Below are 20,788 nucleotides of genomic sequence, written 5' to 3' on the forward strand. Positions count from 1 at the left end.
CCTGGTTGCATGGCCGTCCTCCCGATCCGGATCACCGGTGAACCCGTCCTGCACACTCCCGCGACCGAGGTGACCGTCTTCGACGACGCCCTCCGCGCGCTCGTCGCCGACATGTTCGAGACGATGGACCTGGCGCCGGGCGTCGGGCTCGCCGGTCCGCAGGTCGGCGTCGACAAGCGCCTGTTCGTCTACTCGTGGACGGACGACGAGGACGTGCTCTGGCGGGGCGTCGCGGTCAACCCGGTGCTCTGGACCACTCCCCCGGTGCCAGAGTCGGTCGAGGAGCTCGACGAGGACGAGGAGTCCGAGGGCTGCCTGTCCATCCCCGGTGAGCGCTTCCCGCTCCGTCGCGCCGAGGGAGCCCTCCTCCGCGCGGTGGACGAGCACGGTGCACCGTTCGAGATCGAGGCGCACGGCTGGCTCGCCCGGGTGTTCCAGCACGAGTACGACCACCTGGACGGCCTGCTGTACGCGGACCGACTCGTCCACCCGTACGCGAAGCAGGCGCAGAAGGCCGTGCGGAAGAACAGCTGGGGCGGCCCGGGCAGGTCGTGGTTGCCGGGGCGGGACCACCCCGAGGGCTGAACGCTCCGACCGCGCCGGTAGCGGCTCGGTTCCGCGCCTCAGCGCTGGTACGCCGCCAGGGCCCGGCGGAGCCGTTCGATCTCCGGGTGCCCCGGGCAGTACCGTTCCAGCCCCGATGCCAGGTGCGCCTGCGACGGGCTCGTCACCGCACTCGTCCACGGGGCGGTACCGCTGACGGCGCATCCGGCGGCGAGCTGCTCGAGGGTCACGTCACCGGCGGCGGCGTCCAGGGCGGAGCGCTGCTGCTCCGACGGTTCGGTGCCGGTGATCGGGGCCGCCGTGCACGAGGTCCGGCCGTCCTCCCACACCGCCGCGGCCGTCGTGTAGGTCTCCTGCTCGGCGCCGTCGCCGGTGTCGCAGGTGAAGGCGAAGACGATCGGCGACGACCCGGTCGGGCCGGACGGATCGGCAGCGGATGACGAGATGGGGTCCTCCGCATCAGCCAGGCCGGCCCGGTCGTCCGTCGACGAGCACCCGGTCAGGGCCGCGACGACGAACCCGACCGACAGCACGGCGACGAGGGTCGCGGAGCGGCGGGGAGGACGGGGCACCTGTGGACGTTAACAGCATCGGGCGCGGTGACGGCTGAGCACGCGCACCACGACGCCCGAGAACCGCACCGACCACCTGCGACAGTGCAGCAGTGGGGACGGCCGGAGAACGCAAGAGGCCCCCACCCCGAAGGGTGAGGGCCTGTCGCTCCCCGAGTTGGACTCGAACCAACAACCTGCCGGTTAACAGCCGGCTGCTCTGCCAATTGAGCTATCGAGGATCACTGCCGGTTCCGCTGGAAGGCGGTTGAACAGCGGGTAACAGCATAGCAGCAAACGTCCAGCGTCCCGCGCATCGGTCGCGCATCCCGGGCGCGCCGTGGCGGAAGTCCTGGTCAGCCGCGGTGCATCAGTACCCTGCGGCCGGGTCGACCACGCCGATGAAACCGGTTCCGTCGCCACGGAGGAAGGCCGCGACGTTCGCCCCGACCCGCTCGGCCAGCAGCGGCGCCACCATCTCCGGGGTGTCCGCCTGGTGCGGGGTGATGAGCGCGCCGGGCTCGTCCCACAGCGGGTGACCGTCGGGCAGTGGCTCGGGATCGGTCACGTCGAGTCCCGCGGCGGCGATGCTCCCGGAGCGCAGGGCGTCGACGAGCGCGTCCGTGTCGACGAGCCCGCCGCGGGCGATGTTCACCAGCCGGGCGTGCTCCGGCATGATCGCGAACTGGTGCGCACCGAGCAGCCCCGACGTCCCCGAGGTCATGGCCGCGGCGACCACGACGACGTCGGCGCCGGGCAGCACCTCGTCGAGCTGGTCCGTCGTCACGGTGCGTTCGGCCCCGGGCACGGCCTCGGCGGACCGCCGGACGACGGTCACGCGGACGTCGAAGGGCGCCACGAGGCGCAGGTACTCGAGCGCGATGCCACCCGCACCGATGAGGACGATCGAGCGGCCGTAGAGCGATACACCCTCGGGCTCGCGACCCCATGACGTCGTGCGTGCGCGCTTCTGCAGCACGCGCAGGGTGGCGAGCGTCAACGCGAGGGCGTGCTCGGCGACCGGCTCGGCGTAGGCGCCCTTGGCGGAGGTGAACAGGACACGGTCCCCGTGCTCGGCGATGAGGTGCGCGAACGCGTCCACTCCGGCGAACGGCAGCTGCACCCAGGACACGTCCGGGGCCGTCGTCAGCGCACGCTGCAACCCGTCGGGGTCGCTCGCATCGAGCCAGACGATCCCCCGCGTGTCACCGCCGAGGTCGGCGAGGGCGCCGCCGGCCTGCCGGACCGCGTCCTCGTGCAGGTCGGTGGGTGTCGGCAGGATCGTGATCGCCCCCGGTGCGGGCGTGCCGACGGGGAGCGGACGGCCCTCGTCGGTGACGACGGCCCGGTGGCCTCGTGACTGGTGCTGCTCGCTCATGCCTGGCGGACCCCTCCTCGGCCGGCGGTGGCCGGCCTGCGCTTCACCGGACGCGACGCGGTCGCCGCGAGCGTCCGGACGTACGGGTCGAGCGGGTTGTCGAGGACCTCGTCGAAGGTCCCGAGCCCGACCAGCCGGCCCTCGTTCATGATCGCCACACGGTCGGCGAGGGCCCGGGCCTCGCGGAGGTCACTCGACACCACGATCGCCGAGAACCGTCGCTTCCGCTGCAGTCCGACCAGGGCCTCGAGCACGGACTGGCGGACGAGCACGTCGACACCCCGCGCCGGCTCGTCGGCGACGAGCAGCTGCGGCTCGAGCACGAGCGCCCGAGCCAGTGCGACGCGCTGCCGTTGTCCGCTCGAGAGCTCCCACGTGTTGAGCCGGAGGACCCCGAGCGGCAGGTGCACGGCGTCGACGAGGCGCGCGACGATGAGGCCGGCTTCCTTCCGGTCGAACCGGCGGTCCCGCGCGTAGATGGGTTCGGCGATCGCCTCGCCGACGAGCAGGTCGGGACGGAGCCGGTCGGCGCCGTCCTGCGGCAGGTACCCGATCCGACCGGTCAACCGCGAGTACCGCCGCGACGACTGCCGGATCCGGCGGGTCGGCTGCCCGAGGACGGTGAGCTCCCCGCCGATGATGCGACGACGGTGGGCCCCCTCGCCCTCACCGTGGGTCCCGAGCTGCCCGGCGACCGCCGCGGCGAAGGTCGACTTGCCGGATCCGGAGGCCCCGAGCACCGCGAGGACCTCGCCCCACCCGAGTGACAGGCTCACGCCGTCGACGGCACGGATGGGGCTGGTGACCGCACCGCCCCGGTACTCGATGCTGACGTCGTCCGCGACGACGGCCGGCTCGTTCTCCCCGGTCATGCAACCCCTTCTCGTGCCACGCGCGCCCTGCGGCGGCACCATGTCGCAAGGCCCGGCCGCCCCGCCGACGCGACGGTCGTCGCGGACGGGGGCCGGGCCTCCTGGCTGGTCGTGCTGCCGTCGGTCGTGACCGAGCGGTCAGGCGCCGGCCTGCTCCAGTCGCTCCAGCGTACGCCGTCGCTCGGCCTGCTCCTCCGGGTCCGGCACCGGCAACGACGCGAGCAGCCGCTGCGTGTACGGGTGCTGCGGGGCGCCGAGGACCTGCGCGGTCGTGCCGGTCTCGACCAGGTCGCCGCGGTACAGCACCGCGATCCGGTCGGAGAGCGCCCCGACGACGGCCAGGTCGTGGCTGATGAACAGCGACGCGAACCCGAAGTCCTGCTGCAACTCGAGGAACAGCTCGAGCACGCGTGCCTGCACCGACACGTCGAGCGCACTGGTCGGCTCGTCGGCGATGAGCAGCTTCGGCCGGAGCGCCAGCGACCGTGCGAGCGAGGCGCGCTGTCGCTGTCCGCCCGAGAGCTCGTGCGGGTACCGGTCGCCGTACGCGGCGGGCAGCTGCACGGCCTCCATGAGCTCGTCCACCTGCTTCCGGGCCGCGCGCGGTGACGAGGCCACGCCGTGCACGACGAGCGGCTCGGCGACGGCCTCGGCGATCGTCAGCAGCGGGTTGAACGACGTCGCGGGGTCCTGGAAGACGAACCCGATGTCCTTGCGCAGCCGCTTGAAGTCGCGCTCCTTGTACCCGAGCATCTCGGTGCCGAGGACGTTGAGCGAGCCGCCGGTGATCTTCGTGAGGCCGGCGATGGCCCGACCGATGGTGGTCTTGCCCGATCCGGACTCGCCCACGAGCCCGAGGACCTCGCCGGGACGGATCGCGAGGTCGACGCCCTTCACCGCGCGGAACGCCGCCGATCCGAGCCGGCCCGGGTAGACGATCTCGAGGCCCTTCGCCGACACGACGGGTTCGACGTCCTCGGTGACGGCGGCGCGCCGGGCGCCGCCCGTCGACGCCTCGAGGCGGGGCACCGCGGCGAGCAGCCGCTTCGTGTAGTCGGCCTGCGGCGCAGCGAAGAGCTGGTGCACCGGGGCCTCCTCGACGATCTCGCCCTGGTACATCACGGCGACCCGGTCGGCCAGGTCGGCGACGACACCCATGTTGTGCGTGATGACGACGATCGCGGCACCGAACTCGTCGCGGCACCGGCGGAGCAGGTCGAGGATCTCGGCCTGCACCGTGACGTCGAGCGCGGTGGTCGGCTCGTCGGCGATGATCACCGACGGTTCGAGGGCGAGCGCCGACGCGATGACGACACGCTGCTTCTGCCCGCCGGAGAACTGGTGCGGGTAGTGGTCGACGCGCGTCTCCGCGTCGGGGATGCCGACGCGGCCGAGGTAGTCGATCGCCTTCGCCCGCGCCTCCTTCTTCGACATGCCGCCGTGCGCTCGGAGGCCCTCGGCGATCTGCCACCCGACCGTGAAGACGGGGTTGAGCGCGGTCGAGGGCTCCTGGAACACCATCGCGCCCGCCGTGCCGCGCAGGTCGCGCAGCTTCTGGGCGCCGACCGACACGACGTCGGTGCCGTCGAGCAGCACCGCGCCGCCGAGCGTGGCGGTCTCCGGCATGAGCCGGAGCATGCTCCGCGCGGTCACCGACTTGCCGGAGCCGGACTCGCCGACCAGGGCCAGGACCTCGCCCGGCCGGACGTCGAGGCTGACGCCCTTCACCGCGTCGACGGCGCCGCCGTCCGTCGCGAAGGTGACGGTGAGGTCGTCGACGACGACCACCGGGTCGGCTGCGGTTCGGCCCGAGCCGGACCGGAGGCCCGTGGGGATGCCCGTCATGCGCCCGTTCCTTCCGTCGTGGCCGCCGCGCGCCGCGTGGAGACCAGCTGCTTGAGCCGACGACGCGCACGCAGACGCGGGTCGGAGATGTCGTTGAGGCTCTCCCCGATGAAGGTCACGCCGAGCACGAGCACGACGATCGCGACGCCCGGGTAGACGCCCGTCCACCAGACACCGCTCGCGACGTCGGAGAGCGCCCGGCTGAGGTCGTAGCCCCACTCGGCGCCCTGCGTCGGACCGATGCCGAACCCGAGGAAGCCGAGGCCGGCCAGGGTGAGCACCGCGTCACTCGCGTTGAGCGTGAGGATGAGCGGCAGCGACCGGGTGGAGTTCCGGAGCACGTGGCGTGTCATGATCCGCCACGGGTTCGTGCCGATCACGCGCGCGGACTCCACGAACGCGTCGTTCTTGAGCCGCACGGCCTCGGCGCGCACGACGCGGAAGTACTGCGGGATGTACACGACCGTGATCGAGATCGCCGCCGCCGTGATGCCGCCGAAGTAACTCGAGTTGCCGCCGGACACCACGATCGAGACGACGATCGCGAGGAGCAGCGACGGGAACGCGTAGATCGCGTCGGCGACGACCACGAGGATCCGGTCGAGCCAGCCGCCGATGTAGCCGGAGACCATGCCGAGCAGGACGCCGATCGCGATCGACACGATGACGGCGACGATGACGACGAGGACCGCGGTCCGGGCCCCGAAGACGACACGACTGAAGACGTCGAGGCCACCAACGGTCGTGCCCCAGATGTGCTCGGCGCTCGGTTCAGCGGTGCGCGGGAAGTTGACGCCGTCGGCGCCCTGCTGCTGCCCGAAGCCGTACGGCGCCAGGAGGGGGGCGAACAGCGCGACGAGCAGGTACACCGCACAGATGACGACGCCGACGATGAGCATGGCGCGCTGCCAACCCGTGCTGCGACGGAGCTGGACCACGACGGGGAGCCGCTTCCACAGCGGCTCGTGGCGGTCGACGAGTGTGATGTCGGACATCGTCAGAACCTCACTCTCGGGTCGATGAGCGCTGCGACGACGTCGACGACGAAGTTGGTGACGGCGACGATCACCGCCAGCATCGCGACGATGCCCTGGACCGCGATGAAGTCACGGGCGGACAGGTACTGGTTGAGTTCGAAGCCGAGCCCGCGCCACCCGAAGGTGGTCTCGGTGAGCACCGAGCCGCCGAGCAACATGGCGATCTGCAACCCCATGACGGTGATGATCGGCACGAGGGCCGGGCGGAACGCGTGCGTGCGGACGAGCCGCGACTCGCGGACACCCCGGGAGCGGGCCGCGTCGACGTACTCCGAGCCGAGCGAACCGATCATGTTCGCGCGGACCAGGCGGAGGAAGATGCCCGCGGTGAGGAGACCCAGGGTGAGCGCCGGCAGCACGGCGTGCTGGAGCACGTCGCTGATGATCTGCCCGTTGCCCGTCCGGATCGCGTCGATGATGTAGATGCCGGTGGGGTTCTCGATGCGGTCGAGCACCAGCTGCGCCCGGGTCGACGCACGGTCGCCGAGGGGCAGCCAGCCCAGCCAGACCGAGAAGACGAGCTTGAGCAGCAGGCCACCGAAGAAGACCGGGGTCGCGTAGGTCAGGATCGCCAGCGCGCGGAGCAGCACGTCGGGCCACTTGTCGCGCAGGTAGGCGGCGAGCATGCCGAGCGGGATGCCGAGCACGAGGGCGACGATGAGCGCGTAGAACACGAGCTCCGCGGTCGCGCCGCCGTACTGCAGGATGATCTCGGTCACCGGCCGGTTGTCGGTGGCCGTCGTGCCGAAGTCACCGCGGACGATCTGGCCGAGGTACTCGAGGTACTGGACGATGACCGGGCGGTCGTAGCCGGCGTCGTGCAGGCGTTCCTGCAGCTGGCTCGGGGTGAGCCGTCCGCCGACCGAGGCGGTGATCGGGTTCCCGACGACGCGCATCAGGAAGAAGACGAGCGTCACCAGGATGAAGACCGTCGGGAAGATGAGGAGGAAGCGGACGAGGACGTACCGACCGAGTCCGCCGCCGCCACTGGCACGTCGCTGTGCCTGTGGCTTCGTGGGCTCCGTGTCGATCGCCTCGGGGTTCGTGAGGGTCACGGGGTGGGTGCCTTTCGCATGACGCCGAGAGGGGGCGCTCCTCGTGGGAGCGCCCCCGGTCGTGCATCGGGTTACTTGGTGATGGTCCCGTAGCGGAACTTGAACGACGCGTCGAGGGTGACACCCTTGACGTCCTTGCCGGCGACGGCCACCGACTTGCCCTGGAGGAGCGGCAGGGTCGAGATCTGCTCGGCCTCACGCTCCTGGGCCTGCTCGATGATCTCGGCGCGCTTGGCCGGGTCCGACTCCTGCTGCTCGTCGGCGATCAGACCCTGGATGGTCGGGTCGTCGTAGTGGTTCTGCACGAAGTTGTCCTTCGTGAAGAACGGCGAGAGGTAGTTGTCGGCGTCCGAGAAGTCCGGGAACCAGCCGAGCTGGTACAGCGGGTAGGCGTCCTTCGTGCGCTCGACCGCGTAGGTCGTGTACACCGTCGACTGGATGTTGACGGTGAACAGGCCCGAGTCCTCGAGCTGGGTCTTCAGCGTGGCGTACTCGTCGTCCGAGGCAGAACCGTAGTGGTCCGGCGAGTACTGGATGTCGAGCTCGACCTTGCCGGTGACACCCGCGTCGGCGAGGGTCTTCTTCGCCTTGTCGACGTCCGGGGCACCGTTGCCGTCGCCGTAGAGCGACTTGAACGGCGTCGCGGCACCGGTCAGGCCGTCCGGCACCATCGAGTAGACGGGCGTGTAGGTGTTGTCGTAGACCTCCTCCGCGAGCTCGTCACGGTCGACGACGTCCGCCACGGCCTGACGCACGGCGAGGGCCTTGGCCTCGTCGGCGCCGTCCTGGTCGGTGCCGAACGGCTGCGTCGCGAAGTTGAAGACGACGTAGCGGATCTCGCCGCCGGGGCCGTCGATGACCTGCAGGTCCTCGTCCTTGCGGAGCGAGGAGATGTCGGTCGGGGTCAGCGAGCGGTACGCCACGTCGACGTCGCCCTGCTGCACCGCGAGCTTGAGGTCCGTCTCCTTGGTGAAGTACTGGGCGGTGACGTCCTTCGTCTTCGCCTTGTCGAGCACGCCGTCGTACTTCTCGTTCGCCTCGTAGGCGATGAGGTCGTTCTCCTTGTAGGAGGTGATCTTGTACTGGCCGGCGAAGGCGTTGCCCTTGACGATGTCGTCCGCGCTCGTCAGCTCGGTCGCCGAGAAGACGTCCTCGTCGACGATCGGGCCGGCGGGGCTCGAGAGCACCTGGGGCCAGGTCTGGTCGGCGTGGTCGAGGTTGAACACGACGGTGGTGTCATCCGGCGTGTCGATGCTCTTGAGGTTCGCGAGCAACGACCACGGGCCGTTGTCGTTCTTGATCTTCAGGTCGCGGTCGAACGAGAACTTGACGTCGCTCGACGTGAGCGGGTTGCCGTTGGCGAACTCGAGGCCCTTCTTCAGGGTGACCTCGTACGTCGTCGGGTCGGTGAACTCGCCCTTGGTGGCGATGTCCGGCTCGACGTCCGGGCTCCCGGTCGGCGTGTTCATGAGGAACGGGAAGACCTGGTTCTGCACGGCGAACGAGCCGTTGTCGTACGAGCCGGCCGGGTCGAGCGACGTGATCTTGTCGGTCGTACCGATGATCAGGCCGTTCAGGTCGCCGGAGCCGCCGCTGGTGCCGCCTGCGCAGCCGGTGAGCACGAGCGCGGTCGCCGCTGCTCCGGTGCCGAGCGCCAGGGTGCGCTTGCCCCATGTGGAAACGGATGCCATGTCCGATTGCCTCTCTGATGTGGTTGCAAGAGTCCCGGGACCGAGGTGGAACGGGCTGTGACCGGCCGCGGGGACGTTCAATGGTCACACCCTGTCAGACAACTGGCGGCCCCGGGAGCGGATTGTTTACACCGCTGTAACGCACGATCGCGTCTCGCGGTGCACGATCGGAGGCAGTGTGCCCGGCGCGGCGCGCAGGTTCGTTGCGCCCCTGGCGGTGAGTTGCGTCGGGCAACTCCGCGAGATGACGGGCCTGACGGGCCGCGGGCGGACGCGCGACCGCTGGTCGGGATCAGGCTCCCGGGGTGTCCGCGCGGAGGCGCATCCGCTGCGCGTCGAGGTCGACGAGTTGCCGCTGCACATCCGCCCGGCGCTCCTGGTCGGACGGGTCGGTGCGCTGCAGCTGTCCGAGCAACGACGCCTTCCGTGCGAGCAGGTCGCGTTCCACGAGGGCGACGACGATCCCCCGGCAGTAGATGGCGAGGTCCTCGTCGGACCGCGCCGGGATGGGCGCGAGCGCGAGCTCCTGCACGAGCGACCGGAACGGCGTCGGCACGTCACCGAGCAGCTTGTCGAGCCACGCCCGGTCCCCCACCGCGTCGATGTTCGCCACGACGGCGTCGCGCACCACCGACAGCATCCGGGCCGAGAACGTCGCCGACGCCGCCAGACCGAGCAGCGGCGCGCCGACGGACTGCGGCTGCTGCACCATCGCCATCACGGCGTCGCGCTCCATGCGGGCGATCGGGTCGTCCGGCAGGGAGCGGAGACTCGCCTGCGGTTCCTCGGGGATGCTCGACGCCTCACCCTGGCCGCCGTGTCCGCCGGCCGGGCCGACGTGTCCGGCGCTGGCCGAGCCTCCTGTGCGGTGGTCCGAGCCGCTGTCGGCCGGACGGCGACGCGCGGCCGCGACCGCGCGTCGGACGTCCTCGATGTCCATCCCGAGCCATCCGGCGGTGTTCCGGATGTATCCGTCGGCGAGGGCGCGGTCTCGGATGCCCGCGATCACCGGAGCGGACTCGCGGAGCCCACCGACCCGGCCCTCGACGGTGTCGAGGTCGTGGCCGTCCAGGCGTCGCCGGATCATGAACTCGAACATCGGTCGGCGGTTCTCGACGAGCCGCCGGATCGCGTCGTCCCCGCGGGCCAGCCGCAGGTCGCAGGGGTCGAGCCCGCCCGGAGCGACCGCGACGTAGGTCTGCGACGCGAAGCGCTGCTCCTCGGCGAAGGCGCGCGACGCCGCGCGCTGACCGGCCTCGTCCGGGTCGAACGTGAAGACGATCTGACCGAGCTGCGACACGTGCTGTGCGGCCGAGTCACCGAGCATCGGGCGGAGGACCTTGATGTGGTCGACGCCGAACGACGTCCCGCAGGTCGCCACTGCCGTCGTGATGCCCGCCAGGTGGCAGGCCATGACGTCGGTGTAGCCCTCGACGATGACGACCTGCTTGCCCTTCGCGATCTCCTTGCGGGCGAGGTCGATGCCGTAGAGCACCTGGCTCTTGTGGTAGATCGGCGTCTCCGGCGTGTTGAGGTACTTCGGCCCCTTGTCGTCCTCGAGCAGCCGCCGTGCGCCGAAACCGATCGTGGCCCCCGTGACGTCCCGGATCGGCCACATGAGCCGTCCGCGGAACCGGTCGTACGGGGAGCGGTCGCCCTGGCTGACCAGGCCCGCGGCGACGATCTCGTCGATGCTGAAGCGGAGGCCGCGCAGGTGGTCCTTGAGCGCGTCGAAGGACTTCGGGGCGAAGCCGACGCCGAAGTGCTGCGCCGCCGCCGGGTCGAAGCCGCGCTCCCCGAGGAACCGGCGAGCCGGCTCGGCCGCAGCGGTCGTCAGCTGCGCGGTGAAGAACGACTGCGCTGCCTCGTTCGCCGCGATGAGCCGGGCGCGGGCGTTGTAGTCGGTGCGGGGCCCGTCGCCCTCCTCGTAGTGGAGCGTGAAGCCGATCTTGGCGGCCATCCGCTCGACGGCCTCCTGGAACGTCGTGTGGTCCTGCGACATCAGGAAGCTGAAGACGTCGCCGTCCTCGCCGCACCCGAAGCAGTGGTAGCGACCGACCTGAGGCCGCACGTGGAACGAGGGCGTCCGCTCGTCGTGGAAGGGGCAGAGGCCCTTCAGCGAGCCGACGCCGGCGGACTTCAGTGTGACGTAGTCGCCCACGACGTCGGCGATGTCCACGCGCGCGCGGACCTCGTCGATGTCGTTCCGCGCGATCAGGCCAGCCACCCCACGATTCTAGTTCGCACGGACCGACGCCGGCCGACCGGTGCAGAGCGGCCGGGGCCGCGCGGCCGCTCAGACGGCGATGTGCACCGTTTCGCGCTCCCCCACGACCATCCGCTTGTGCCAGGCGAGCGCCCCCTGGTCCGTGAGGCTGGCGACCTGGTCGACGACCGCGCGCGACCTGCCCTGGTCGTCGTCGGCGGCACGCCAGTCGGCGGCGAAGCCCGGCTCGAGGGCGTCGTCACCACGTGCCGCCAGTGCGTCGAGCAGCTCGGTCAGGATCCGGCGCTGGTCCTCGTAGACCGGCTGACGATCGCCGTGCGTCATCACGAAGGCCGCGACGATGCCCTTGAGGACCGCGATCTCGCCGATGATCTCGGGTGGGGTGACGACGCTCGCCGCGAACCGCACGAGCGAGCCCGAGGCGTAGGACTCCCGCGTCGCGGTCGTCGCGGTGCGGGCGAACCGCCCGATGAGCTGGCTCGTCAGGTTCTTCAGACGTGCCTGGTCCTGCCGCGAGCCGTCGTACGAGGTCATCCACAGCGACATCCCGCGTAGCCGGTCGAACGCCTCGAGCAGTTCGTCCCGGCTCAGGTCGTCACCGACCCAGGCGTGCATGGCCGTGACGATGTCGTTCTCCCCGACGCGGTCCCCGAGCGCGGCGACGTCGATGAACCCCGCGACGACGGCGTCCTCGAAGTCGTGCACGGAGTACGCGATGTCGTCGGACAGGTCCATCACCTGCGCCTCGATGCAGCGTTGGCGGCGGGGTGCGCCGGCGCGGAGCCAGGCGAACGCCTCGTGGTCGTCGTCGTAGAAGCCGAACTTCGTGCGACCCGAGGACGCTTCACCGACGCCCTGCGACGCCGGCCACGGGTACTTGCAGCTCGCGTCGAGGGACGCACGGGTGAGGTTGAGCCCGTACGCACGCCCGTCGTCGCCGTAGACCTTCGGCTCGAGGCGGGTGAGCAGGCGGAGGGTCTGGGCGTTCCCCTCGAACCCGCCGATGTCGGCTGCCCACGCGTTCACCGCGGTCTCGCCGTTGTGTCCGAAGGGCGGGTGCCCGATGTCGTGCGCCAGGCAGGCGGTGTCGACGACGTCCGGGTCGAGACCCAGGCTGTCGGCGAGCTCACGTCCGACCTGGGCGACCTCGAGGGAGTGCGTCAGGCGGTTGCGGGCGAAGTCGAGCCCGGTCGTCGGACTGAGGACCTGCGTCTTGGCGGCGAGTCGGCGGAGCGCGCTGGAGTGCAGCAGGCGCGCACGGTCACGCGCGAAGTCGCTCCGCCGGCTGCTGTGCTGCTCGGGGAACCACCGGTCCGCATCGGCCGGACCGTACGACGAGGTGGCGCTCATCCGCCGCTGTGGTGCATCTCGGCGGCGGCGAGGACCTTGCGGAACTCGGCGTCGACGTCGCGGCTCTCGAGCCAACGGTCCGGCAGCGCGGTCTTCTTGGGGTGCCCGGCACGACCGCGCGGGCCCTCGACGTCGGCGCCCGGGTACGGGGCGCTCCAGTCGAGCTTGCCGAGCAGGTCGTCGATCTCCTGCAGGCTGGACGCCATCGCCAGGCCGGATCGGACCTCACCACCGATCGGGTAGCCCTTGAAGTACCAGGCCACGTGCTTCCGGATGTCCCGGCAGCCGTGCTCCTCGGACTCGAAGAACTCGACGAGCAGTTCGGCGTGCCGGCGGAACGCGACCGCGACGTCGCCGAGGCTCGGGGCCGCGCGGAGGTCCTCACCCCGGAAGGCCGCCGCGAGGTCGCCGAAGAGCCAGGGTCGGCCCAGGCAGCCGCGTCCGACCACGACGCCGTCGCAGCCGGTCTCGTCGACCATCCGCAGGGCGTCGGCGGCGGACCAGATGTCGCCGTTGCCGAGCACCGGGATGTCGGTGACGGTCTCCTTGAGGGTCGCGATCGCCGACCAGTCCGCCTGCCCCGAGTAGTGCTCGTTGGCGGTCCGAGCGTGCAGCGCGACGCTCGCGACACCGGCGTCACGGGCGATCTTCGCAGCGTCGAGGTACGTCAGGTGGTCGCCGTCGATGCCCTTGCGCATCTTGACGGTCACCGGGACGTCCCCCGCGGCCTTGACCGTCTTGGTGACGAGGTCGCGGAACAGCTCGAGCTTCCAGGGGAGGGCTGCCCCGCCGCCCTTGCGCGTGACCTTCGGCACGGGGCAGCCGAAGTTGAGGTCGATGTGGTCCGCCCGGTCCTCGCCGACCAGGATCGTGGCGGCTTCGGCGACGGTGTTCGGCTCGACGCCGTACAGCTGGATCGACCGCGGGGTCTCGGACTCGTGGTGCCGGATGAGCCGCATCGACTCGGGTGTCCGCTCGACCAGGGCACGGGAGGTGATCATCTCGCACACGTACAACCCGGCGCCGTACTCACGGCAGAGGCGGCGGTACGCCATGTTCGTGATGCCGGCCATCGGGGCGAGCACGACGGGCGCATCGACCTGGATCGGTCCGATGCGCAGGGGCGCTGCTGCTTGTGTGATCGTCATACCTTCCTCATCCTCCCACGTCGCCGCCCGCCGGTAGCGTTCTCCACATGACCGTTCCCGCCGCCGTCGCCCGCTTCGATGCCGACGCCGCCGCCCGAGGCCTGGACGTCCAGGTCGTCGAGCGTCCCGCAGCCGACTCCCTCGAGGGCGCCGCGGCCCTGCTCGGCATCGACCCGGGCGACATCGTGAAGACCCTGGTCGTGAAACGGCACGACGGCGGGTTCCTGCTCGCGCTGGTCCCCGGGGGCCGGAGCATCGCCTGGAAGAAGCTCCGCACCGTCGTCGGCGTGAACAAGCTGTCGATGCCCGACGCGGCCACCGCCCTCGAGGCCAGCGGCTACGAACGCGGCACCATCACCCCGATCGGCGCGACGGGCGAGCTGCCGGTCTTCGCCGACGAGCGCGTGCTCGGTCGGCGGGTCGCCCTCGGCGCGGGGCGCCACGGCGCGAGCGCCTTCGTGGACGGCGACGCACTCGTCGCGGCCTACGGTGCGACGGTCGCCGACATCACCGACGAGGAGCCGGCGCGCCCCTGAGGAGCGTCCCGCATCGCCGGCCGCGCGCCCGGACCGGCGATCGGCCCGGCTCCGCCGACGGCACCCCGCGGGAACCCGGCGCAGTGTGCGGACCGGGGCGCGAACGAGGACGGCGTCAGTCCGGGACCTCGGACCAGTCCCCCTCGGCACCCGGCACGAAGCACGAGTCGCCCTCGCAGACGGGGGCGCCGCCGGGCGTCACGAACGTCAGCAGCGCAGGCCGGCTCTCGGAGCCAGCCGGGAGGCCCGACCCACCGGACAGCGGGACCGACGCGCCCGTCATCGGGTCACCTCGGCGTCCGCTGCCGCGTCGTCCTCGGCGCGCTGGGCGGCCTCGGCCATCTCGGCCGGTGTCGACTCCCGGAGCGCCACCACCTGGCGGAGGACCTCCTCGAACGCGGCCGGGTCCTGCGCCCCGGAGACGCCGTACTTGCCGTCGATGACGAAGAACGGGACACCGTTGATGCCGTACGCCTGCGCCTGGGCCTGGTCCGCACGGACGGCCGCGAGCTGCGCGTCGTCGCGGAGGGTGGCGATCACCTCGTCGCGGTCGAGTCCGACCTCGGCGGCGAGGTCGGCCAGGGACTCGTCCTGGCCCACGTGCTCGCCGCGCTCGAAGTAGCCGGCGAAGAGGCGCTCGACCATCTCGAGCTGCTTGCCGTGCTGCTTGGCGACGTGGATCACCTGGTGCGCCTTGACGGTGTTCGTGTGCCGCAGGGCGTCGTAGTCGTAGTGCAGGTCGACCTGGGCGGCGATGCCGGCGACCTGGTCGATCATCTGCTGGGCCTGCTGCACGGGCAGGCCCTTGTGCTGCGAGAGGAACTCGGCCTCGGTGCCCTCGAAGTCGACAGGCGTGTCCGGGCTCAGTTCGAAGGAGTGGTACTCGACCTCGACCGGTCCGCCGAACGCGGCGACGCCCGCCTCGAACTTGCGCTTGCCGATGTAGCACCAGGGGCAGGCGATGTCCGACCAGACATCGACCTTCACGGAGTCGTTCATGCTGAGCTCAACGCGGGCACGGGCGCGGCATTCCCCGTGGGTCGGGCGGCCCGGCGTCGTCCGACTGGGCACGACGGGAACCGCCCCGGACCACGGGATCCCGTGGTCCAGGCGGTTCCTGTCGTGCGAGTCCGATCGGCGCCGGATGGGCCGCGGGCGCCGAGCGCGGCGCGCTACGCGCCGAGCAGCCGCTCCGCCAGGTACCCCTGCAGGCGGTCGAGCGAGACACGCTCCTGGCCCATCGTGTCGCGCTCGCGCACGGTCACGGCCTTGTCCTCGAGCGTGTCGAAGTCCACCGTGATGCAGAACGGCGTGCCGATCTCGTCGTGGCGACGGTAGCGGCGACCGATCGCCCCGGCGTCGTCGAAGTCGACGTTCCAGTTCTTGCGCAGGTCGTCGGCCAGGCCGCGGGCGACCGGCGAGAGCTGCTCGTTCCGGGACAGCGGCAGGACCGCGGCCTTGACGGGTGCCAGGCGCGGGTCGAGACGCAGGACCGTGCGCTTGTCGACGCCGCCCTTCGCGTTCGGAGCCTCGTCCTCGGAGTACGAGTCGAGCAGGAACGCCATGAGCGCACGGGTCAGGCCGAACGACGGCTCGATGACGTACGGCACGTACTTCTCGTTGGCGGCCTGGTCGAAGTACCGGAGGTCCTGCCCCGACGCCTCGATGTGGTTCTTCAGGTCGAAGTCGGTGCGGTTCGCGACGCCCATGAGCTCTCCCCACTCGGTGCCGGCGAAGCCGAAGCGGTACTCGATGTCGGCGGTCGCGTCCGAGTAGTGCGCGCGCTCTCCGTCCGGCACGTCGAAGCGGCGCAGGTTCTCCGGGTCGATGCCGAGGTCGGTGTAGAACGCGACGGCGTCGGCGATCCACTGCTCGTAGTGCTCCTGGGCCGAGGCCGGCGGCACGAAGTACTCGATCTCCATCTGCTCGAACTCACGGGTGCGGAAGATGAAGTTGCCCGGTGTGATCTCGTTGCGGAACGCCTTGCCGACCTGGCCGATGCCGAACGGGGGCTTCATGCGGCTGGTCGTGACGACCTGCGCGAAGTCGACGAAGATGCCCTGCGCGGTCTCGGGGCGGAGGAAGTTCAGGCCCTCTTCCGACTCCACAGGGCCGAGGTAGGTCTTGAGCATGCCGGAGAACTCGCGGGGCTCGGTCCACTCGCCGCGGGTGCCGCAGTTCGGGCAGGCGATCTCGGCCATGCCGCCTTCGGGGGCGCGGCCCTTCTTCGCCTCGAACGCCTCGAGCAGGTGGTCCTCGCGGAACCGGTGGTGGCAGTGCAGGCACTCCACCAGCGGGTCGGTGAAGGTCGCGACGTGGCCGGAGGCCTCCCACACCTTGCGGGGCAGGATGACGGCGGAGTCGAGGCCGACCATGTCGCCACGGCCGCGGACGAACCGCTGCCACCACTGGCGCTTGATGTTCTCCTTGAGCTCCACGCCGAGGGGGCCGTAGTCCCACGCCGAACGGGAGCCTCCGTAGATCTCCCCCGACTGGAAGACGAACCCACGGCGCTTGGCCAGGGCGATGACGCTGTCGAGACGGGAGGGCTGTGCCACGGGGAGCTCCTGTGTTCGCCGAGCTGGGTGCTCGGTGTTGCGGGCGGACCCGGCAATGCTAGCGGCCCGGGAGGCCCGCCCCGGCTCCGCCACCGCTCGTCCCGGTCACGACGTGGCCGGCTCCACCCCCGCCAGCGCCGCCGCCACGGCGGTCACGTCGTCCTCGTCGTTCCAGTGGTGGAACGCGACGCGGAGCCGTCCGGCCCGTCCCGAGGCCGTGAGCCCTGCGGCGGTGAGGCCACGCAGCCGGGTCCCGTCGGCATCCGGGAACGTGACGATCGCCTGCCCGTCCGCACCGCTGCCGGCCGCGACGCCGGTGCCGGCCGCGGCAGCGGCAGTGCGACCTTGCCGCGGTGACCCGAGCGCGTCGCAGAGCCGGTCCGCGAGACCGGTGGCGTGCCTCCAGGCCGCACCCGGGTCGAGCGAGACCGCGTGCCGGAGCGCCGCCACGGCGCCCGGCCACGCCTGCCAGGCCGGGGAGACGTCGAAGCGGCGGGCGTCGTCGGCCAGGCGCATCGTCGGGCCGTAGCAGGAGGACCACACTTCCTCGCCCGCGTACCACCCGGCCTGGACGGGGCGGAGCCGGCCGAGCGCGGTGTCGGACAGTGTCATGAAGGCGACGCCGCGCGGGGCGCAGAGCCACTTGTACGCGTGCGTGAGCGTCACGTCGAACGGCGCCGCCGACACGGGCAGCACGCCGGCGGCCTGGGTGAGGTCGCACAGGGTGAGCGCACCGACGCGTCGGGCGGCCGCGACGACCGGCTCGGGATCGGTGACGACCCCGGTGGCGGACTGCACGGCGGACCAGGCGACGAGTGCGGTGTCGGGTCCGACGGAGTCGGCGAGGCGGTCGAGGGGGACGCTGCGGACGCGGACGCCGCGATGGGACTGGACGAGGAAGGGGAACACGACGGAGCTGAAGTCGCCGTCGGGGACGACCACCTCGGCCCCGTCGGGCAGGGCGTCGGCCACGACGGCGGCCATCACCGACGTCTGTGAACCGGTCGCGACCCGCGCCGCCGGGATGCCGACGAGGTCGGCGAACAGGGCGCGCCCCTCCTCGACGAGGGCGCCGTAGTGGGCGGGGGACGTCTCGGCGCGCGACCACGCGCCGAGGTCGGCGCGCTGCGCGGCGAGGGTGCCGAGCGTCGGGAGGCCTGCAGTGCACGCCGCGAGGTAGCCGCGGCCGTCGGGGAACGAGTCCATGTCCGACAGGCTCGCCCCGCAGACGTCATCACACCAGGGGCTGTGCGTTGTGTCACCGGTAACATCACGTGATGGACGAGATCGACCCGCAGCTGCTCCGGGTGCTCCGCGCCGTGGCTGACGGTGGCTCGATCACCCGCGCCGCCGCCGCACTCGGGTCGAGCCAGCCCGCCGTGAGCCAGCTGCTGACCCGGGCCGAGCAGCGCCTCGGGCACGCACTCGTCCTCCGCGGTGGACGTGGTGCGACACTCACGCACGCCGGCCAGGTGCTCGCCGACCACGCCCTGCACGTGCAGGCGGCGCTGACGGCCGCACGGGAGGACCTCGACGCGGTCGGCGGACTCACCCGCGGCCGCGTCCGGCTCGCCGGGTTCCCGAGCGCTTCGTCTGCCCTCGTCCCCGCCGTGCTCGCCCGGATGGCGTCGACGGCCCCGGGTTTGCACACCTCGTACGTCGAGGTCGAACCACCCGAGGCGCTCGACCTGGTGCGCAGTGGCGCGGTCGACGTCGCCCTCACCTTCACCTACGTCGGCGACGAGGTCGGAACCGTCCCGGACCCCGGCCTCGTCACCCGCGCGCTCGGCCGCGACCCGCTCGCGCTGGTGACGCCGGCCGATGCGAGCCGACCGGGAGGCCCGGGCCCCGTCCGCGCCGGTGGCTCCACCGTCGTGGACCTCGCGTCCCACCGCGACGCCCGCTGGATCGGCGGTTGCCCGCGCTGCCGTGGTCACCTGCTCGCCTCGTGCGCGACGGCGGGGTTCACGCCGGACATCGTCCTCGAGACCGACAACGCGGCCGCGGTCGTGGGGCTCGTGGCTGCCGGACTCGGGGTGGCACTGCTCCCCCGGCTGGCGCTCGCCACCGCGGTCGTCCCCGCCGGTGTCGCCGTCGACCCCGTGGACGACGACCTGGCCCGCCGTGTCGAGGTCGTCGTCGCCCGCGGGGCAGACCGGGTGCCGAGCGTCCGGGCGGCGCTCGACGCCGTGCGCTCCGCGGCGCACCTCCTCGCCTGACCGGATGGTCGGTCCGCTGCGCGAGCCGAGGCTCGGCGCCGCCCGTCGGGGCGGGCAGGCGGCTAGGCCGTCGGGGTGTCCACCGCGCCGCCGTACCGACGGTCGCGGCTGGCGTACTCCTCGATCGCTCCCCAGAGGTCGGAGCGACGGAAGTCCGGCCAGAGCCGGTCGAGGAACACCATCTCGGCGTAGGCCGACTGCCAGAGCAGGAAGTTGCTCGTCCGCTGCTCGCCGGAACTCCGGAGGAACAGGTCGACGTCCGGCAGCTCGGGGACGTACAGCCGCTTCGCCAGGGTCTTCTCCGTGACCTGGCTCGGCTTGAGGCGTCCGGCGGCGACGTCGTCCGCGATCGAGCGCACGGCGTCCGCGATCTCGTTGCGGCCGCCGTAGTTGACGCACATGGTCAGCGTGAGGACGTCGTTGTCCGCGGTCATCTGCTCCGCGGTCTGCAACTCGTCGATGACGCTGCGCCACAACCGCGGGGTCCGACCGGCCCACCGGACGCGGACGCCCCACTCGTGCAGCTGGTCGCGGCGGCGACGGATGACGTCCCGGTTGAAGCCCATGAGGAAGCGGACCTCTTCGGGTGACCGCTTCCAGTTCTCGGTCGAGAACGCGTAGGCCGACACGTGCGTCACGCCGATCTGGATCGCCCCGGCGACGACGTCGAGCAACGAGGCCTCGCCGGCCTTGTGCCCCTCGATGCGCGTCAGCCCGCGCTGGTTCGCCCACCGGCCGTTGCCGTCCATCACGATCGCGACGTGCTCCGGGACGAAGCGCTTCGGGATGGTGGGCGGCTGCTCGTCCGTCCAGTCGACCGGCAGGAAGGGTTCCGGCTCGGCAGCGGGACGGCGAGGGCTCATGCGCGGGTTCCTTCGGGGCCGGGGGCGGGATCAGGGCCGTGGTCGTCCGGGGTCGGCACGGGAGGCGCCGGCACCGCTGCGACCGCCGCCGGCACTCCGCCGGGGTGCGGCGCCAGCGGCGAGGGGTGCTCGGTGCGGTCGACGTGCGGCAACGACCTGAGCGATCGTTCCAGGTGCCACTGGGCGTACGCCGCCACCACGCCGGAGGCCCGCGACCTGGTGCGCTCGTCGGTCGCGTCGACACTGCCCCAGTCCCCCGCCAGCAGCTGCCCGAGGACGGCCAGCGTCGCCGGGTCCAGGCGGGGCGTGCCGGGAGGCGCGGCCGCGTCCGCCACGACGCCGCCGAGCTGCACGACGAAGGCCGAGTGCGGCCCGGGCTCCCCCGTGACCGCGCAGTCGCTGAACGAGGGCGCCCAGCCGGCGATGCTCATCGCCCGGAGCAGGTACGAGTCGAGGGTCGCGCTCGGTTGGTGCTCCCCGCGCGACAGCGACCGCAGGGCCCCGACGAGCAACAGGTACTGCTGCAGTCCGGCGTCCGCCTCGCTCAGCCGGTCCGCGGTCTCGACCATCGCGCTCGCTGCCGTGTACGCGCCGTAGTCGGCCACGATGCGGGCGCCGTACGCGCCCAGGGACTCGGCCTGCGTGACGATGTCGAGCGACCGGCCCTCGTAGAACTGGGCGTCGACGACCATGAACGGTTCGAGCCGCGAGCCGAACTTCGATGCCGTGCGCCGGACGCCCTTCGCGACGGCGCGGATCTTGCCGTGCTCCCGGCTGAGCATCGTGACGATGCGGTCGGCTTCACCGAGCTTGTGGGTGCGCAGCACGACGCACTCGTCCCGGTACAGCGGCATGTCCCCAGTATCCCCCGCGCCGCCGACACCTCCCGCTCGC

At 71.7% G+C, this 20,788-nt stretch carries 19 protein-coding genes and 1 tRNA gene; 3 read left to right on the top strand and 17 right to left on the bottom strand.

Annotation, left to right across the window (positions count from 1 at the left end; translation table 11 throughout):
- Positions 1 to 9 precede the first annotated feature (9 nt).
- Entirely contained in the window at positions 10 to 585 is a 576-nt protein-coding gene (gene def, locus DEI83_RS02925; protein ID WP_111080293.1) for a peptide deformylase, read from the top strand.
- A gap of 38 nt (positions 586 to 623) precedes the next feature.
- On the opposite strand, the gene DEI83_RS02930 is transcribed toward def, so the two are convergent.
- From DEI83_RS02930 to dusB, 11 genes are all read right to left on the bottom strand, one after another.
- Positions 624 to 1,136: a hypothetical protein gene (locus DEI83_RS02930; protein WP_111080294.1), complete on the bottom strand. Its 513-nt coding sequence runs from the start codon at positions 1,134 to 1,136 to the stop codon at positions 624 to 626.
- 148 nt (positions 1,137 to 1,284) lie between these two features.
- Positions 1,285 to 1,357 (bottom strand) — tRNA-Asn (locus tag DEI83_RS02935).
- Positions 1,358 to 1,485: 128 nt separating this feature from the next.
- Positions 1,486 to 2,493 carry a D-isomer specific 2-hydroxyacid dehydrogenase family protein gene (locus DEI83_RS02940; RefSeq protein ID WP_111080295.1) on the bottom strand — a complete coding sequence of 336 codons (1,008 nt, stop codon included), beginning with the start codon at positions 2,491 to 2,493 and terminating at the stop codon, positions 1,486 to 1,488.
- On the bottom strand, positions 2,490 to 3,365 hold the full coding sequence (locus DEI83_RS02945; RefSeq protein ID WP_111080296.1) for an ATP-binding cassette domain-containing protein: 876 nt from the start codon (positions 3,363 to 3,365) through the stop codon (positions 2,490 to 2,492). Before DEI83_RS02945 ends, DEI83_RS02940 begins: the two co-directional genes overlap by 4 nt.
- A gap of 138 nt (positions 3,366 to 3,503) precedes the next feature.
- The gene (locus DEI83_RS02950; protein WP_111080297.1) at positions 3,504 to 5,210 is read right to left on the bottom strand and encodes an ABC transporter ATP-binding protein; all 1,707 of its coding nucleotides are present in this window, start codon (positions 5,208 to 5,210) and stop codon (positions 3,504 to 3,506) included.
- Complete coding sequence (locus DEI83_RS02955) at positions 5,207 to 6,205, bottom strand: ABC transporter permease (protein ID WP_111080298.1); 999 nt, start codon at positions 6,203 to 6,205, stop codon at positions 5,207 to 5,209. The genes DEI83_RS02950 and DEI83_RS02955 overlap by 4 nt, the downstream gene beginning before the upstream one ends.
- A gap of 2 nt (positions 6,206 to 6,207) precedes the next feature.
- The gene (locus DEI83_RS02960) at positions 6,208 to 7,302 is read right to left on the bottom strand and encodes an ABC transporter permease (protein ID WP_111080299.1); all 1,095 of its coding nucleotides are present in this window, start codon (positions 7,300 to 7,302) and stop codon (positions 6,208 to 6,210) included.
- A 71-nt stretch (positions 7,303 to 7,373) separates the two neighbouring features.
- Positions 7,374 to 8,993, bottom strand: coding sequence for an ABC transporter substrate-binding protein (locus tag DEI83_RS02965; protein ID WP_111080300.1), 1,620 nt, complete (start codon positions 8,991 to 8,993; stop codon positions 7,374 to 7,376).
- Between the two features lie 292 nt (positions 8,994 to 9,285).
- Positions 9,286 to 11,220, bottom strand: coding sequence for a DNA primase (gene dnaG, locus DEI83_RS02970; protein WP_111080301.1), 1,935 nt, complete (start codon positions 11,218 to 11,220; stop codon positions 9,286 to 9,288).
- A 69-nt stretch (positions 11,221 to 11,289) separates the two neighbouring features.
- Positions 11,290 to 12,570: a deoxyguanosinetriphosphate triphosphohydrolase gene (locus tag DEI83_RS02975; RefSeq protein ID WP_111080302.1), complete on the bottom strand. Its 1,281-nt coding sequence runs from the start codon at positions 12,568 to 12,570 to the stop codon at positions 11,290 to 11,292.
- Positions 12,567 to 13,718: a tRNA dihydrouridine synthase DusB gene (dusB, locus tag DEI83_RS02980; protein ID WP_111080303.1), complete on the bottom strand. Its 1,152-nt coding sequence runs from the start codon at positions 13,716 to 13,718 to the stop codon at positions 12,567 to 12,569. The genes DEI83_RS02975 and dusB overlap by 4 nt, the downstream gene beginning before the upstream one ends.
- Positions 13,719 to 13,765: 47 nt before the next feature.
- Here dusB and DEI83_RS02985 point away from each other — a divergent pair, with 47 nt between their 5' ends.
- Positions 13,766 to 14,254, top strand: a complete 489-nt coding sequence (locus DEI83_RS02985; RefSeq protein WP_111080304.1) for an aminoacyl-tRNA deacylase — start codon at positions 13,766 to 13,768, stop codon at positions 14,252 to 14,254.
- A gap of 115 nt (positions 14,255 to 14,369) precedes the next feature.
- On the opposite strand, the gene DEI83_RS15800 is transcribed toward DEI83_RS02985, so the two are convergent.
- The 4 genes from DEI83_RS15800 to DEI83_RS03000 form a co-directional block, all read right to left on the bottom strand.
- Entirely contained in the window at positions 14,370 to 14,537 is a 168-nt protein-coding gene (locus DEI83_RS15800) for a hypothetical protein (protein WP_181431047.1), read from the bottom strand.
- A complete protein-coding gene (locus tag DEI83_RS02990; RefSeq protein WP_111080305.1) occupies positions 14,534 to 15,253 on the bottom strand; it encodes a DsbA family protein in 720 nt (239 codons plus the stop codon). Before DEI83_RS02990 ends, DEI83_RS15800 begins: the two co-directional genes overlap by 4 nt.
- Positions 15,254 to 15,426: 173 nt before the next feature.
- Positions 15,427 to 16,812 carry a glycine--tRNA ligase gene (locus DEI83_RS02995; RefSeq protein ID WP_111080306.1) on the bottom strand — a complete coding sequence of 462 codons (1,386 nt, stop codon included), beginning with the start codon at positions 16,810 to 16,812 and terminating at the stop codon, positions 15,427 to 15,429.
- A 105-nt stretch (positions 16,813 to 16,917) separates the two neighbouring features.
- Entirely contained in the window at positions 16,918 to 18,018 is a 1,101-nt protein-coding gene (locus DEI83_RS03000) for an aminotransferase class V-fold PLP-dependent enzyme (RefSeq protein ID WP_111080307.1), read from the bottom strand.
- A 71-nt stretch (positions 18,019 to 18,089) separates the two neighbouring features.
- On the opposite strand from DEI83_RS03000, the gene DEI83_RS03005 reads away from it, so the two are divergent.
- Positions 18,090 to 19,031, top strand: a complete 942-nt coding sequence (locus DEI83_RS03005) for a LysR family transcriptional regulator (protein WP_111080308.1) — start codon at positions 18,090 to 18,092, stop codon at positions 19,029 to 19,031.
- A 62-nt stretch (positions 19,032 to 19,093) separates the two neighbouring features.
- On the opposite strand, the gene DEI83_RS03010 is transcribed toward DEI83_RS03005, so the two are convergent.
- On the bottom strand, positions 19,094 to 19,894 hold the full coding sequence (locus tag DEI83_RS03010; protein WP_111080309.1) for an isoprenyl transferase: 801 nt from the start codon (positions 19,892 to 19,894) through the stop codon (positions 19,094 to 19,096).
- Positions 19,891 to 20,748 carry a DNA repair protein RecO gene (recO, locus tag DEI83_RS03015; RefSeq protein WP_258371031.1) on the bottom strand — a complete coding sequence of 286 codons (858 nt, stop codon included), beginning with the start codon at positions 20,746 to 20,748 and terminating at the stop codon, positions 19,891 to 19,893. The genes DEI83_RS03010 and recO overlap by 4 nt, the downstream gene beginning before the upstream one ends.
- Between the last annotated feature and the right edge of the window lie 40 nt (positions 20,749 to 20,788).

Source organism: Curtobacterium sp. MCBD17_021 (assembly GCF_003234525.1).
In the GTDB taxonomy this organism is placed as follows: Bacteria; Actinomycetota; Actinomycetes; order Actinomycetales; family Microbacteriaceae; genus Curtobacterium.

Excerpts from the sequence above, each read along its gene's own strand:
- DEI83_RS02955 (WP_111080298.1), bottom strand. The coding sequence starts at position 6,205 with ATGTCCGACATCACACTCGTCGACCGCCACGAGCCGCTGTGGAAGCGG.
- DEI83_RS02990 (WP_111080305.1), bottom strand. The coding sequence starts at position 15,253 with ATGAACGACTCCGTGAAGGTCGATGTCTGGTCGGACATCGCCTGCCCC.
- DEI83_RS02975 (WP_111080302.1), bottom strand. The coding sequence starts at position 12,570 with ATGAGCGCCACCTCGTCGTACGGTCCGGCCGATGCGGACCGGTGGTTC.
- DEI83_RS03005 (WP_111080308.1), top strand. The coding sequence starts at position 18,090 with ATGGACGAGATCGACCCGCAGCTGCTCCGGGTGCTCCGCGCCGTGGCT.
- DEI83_RS02985 (WP_111080304.1), top strand. The coding sequence starts at position 13,766 with ATGACCGTTCCCGCCGCCGTCGCCCGCTTCGATGCCGACGCCGCCGCC.
- DEI83_RS03010 (WP_111080309.1), bottom strand. The coding sequence starts at position 19,894 with ATGAGCCCTCGCCGTCCCGCTGCCGAGCCGGAACCCTTCCTGCCGGTC.
- recO (WP_258371031.1), bottom strand. The coding sequence starts at position 20,748 with ATGCCGCTGTACCGGGACGAGTGCGTCGTGCTGCGCACCCACAAGCTC.
- DEI83_RS02940 (WP_111080295.1), bottom strand. The coding sequence starts at position 2,493 with ATGAGCGAGCAGCACCAGTCACGAGGCCACCGGGCCGTCGTCACCGAC.
- DEI83_RS15800 (WP_181431047.1), bottom strand. The coding sequence starts at position 14,537 with ATGACGGGCGCGTCGGTCCCGCTGTCCGGTGGGTCGGGCCTCCCGGCT.
- def (WP_111080293.1), top strand. The coding sequence starts at position 10 with ATGGCCGTCCTCCCGATCCGGATCACCGGTGAACCCGTCCTGCACACT.
- DEI83_RS02945 (WP_111080296.1), bottom strand. The coding sequence starts at position 3,365 with ATGACCGGGGAGAACGAGCCGGCCGTCGTCGCGGACGACGTCAGCATC.
- DEI83_RS02950 (WP_111080297.1), bottom strand. The coding sequence starts at position 5,210 with ATGACGGGCATCCCCACGGGCCTCCGGTCCGGCTCGGGCCGAACCGCA.
- dusB (WP_111080303.1), bottom strand. The coding sequence starts at position 13,718 with ATGACGATCACACAAGCAGCAGCGCCCCTGCGCATCGGACCGATCCAG.
- DEI83_RS02965 (WP_111080300.1), bottom strand. The coding sequence starts at position 8,993 with ATGGCATCCGTTTCCACATGGGGCAAGCGCACCCTGGCGCTCGGCACC.
- DEI83_RS03000 (WP_111080307.1), bottom strand. The coding sequence starts at position 18,018 with ATGGACTCGTTCCCCGACGGCCGCGGCTACCTCGCGGCGTGCACTGCA.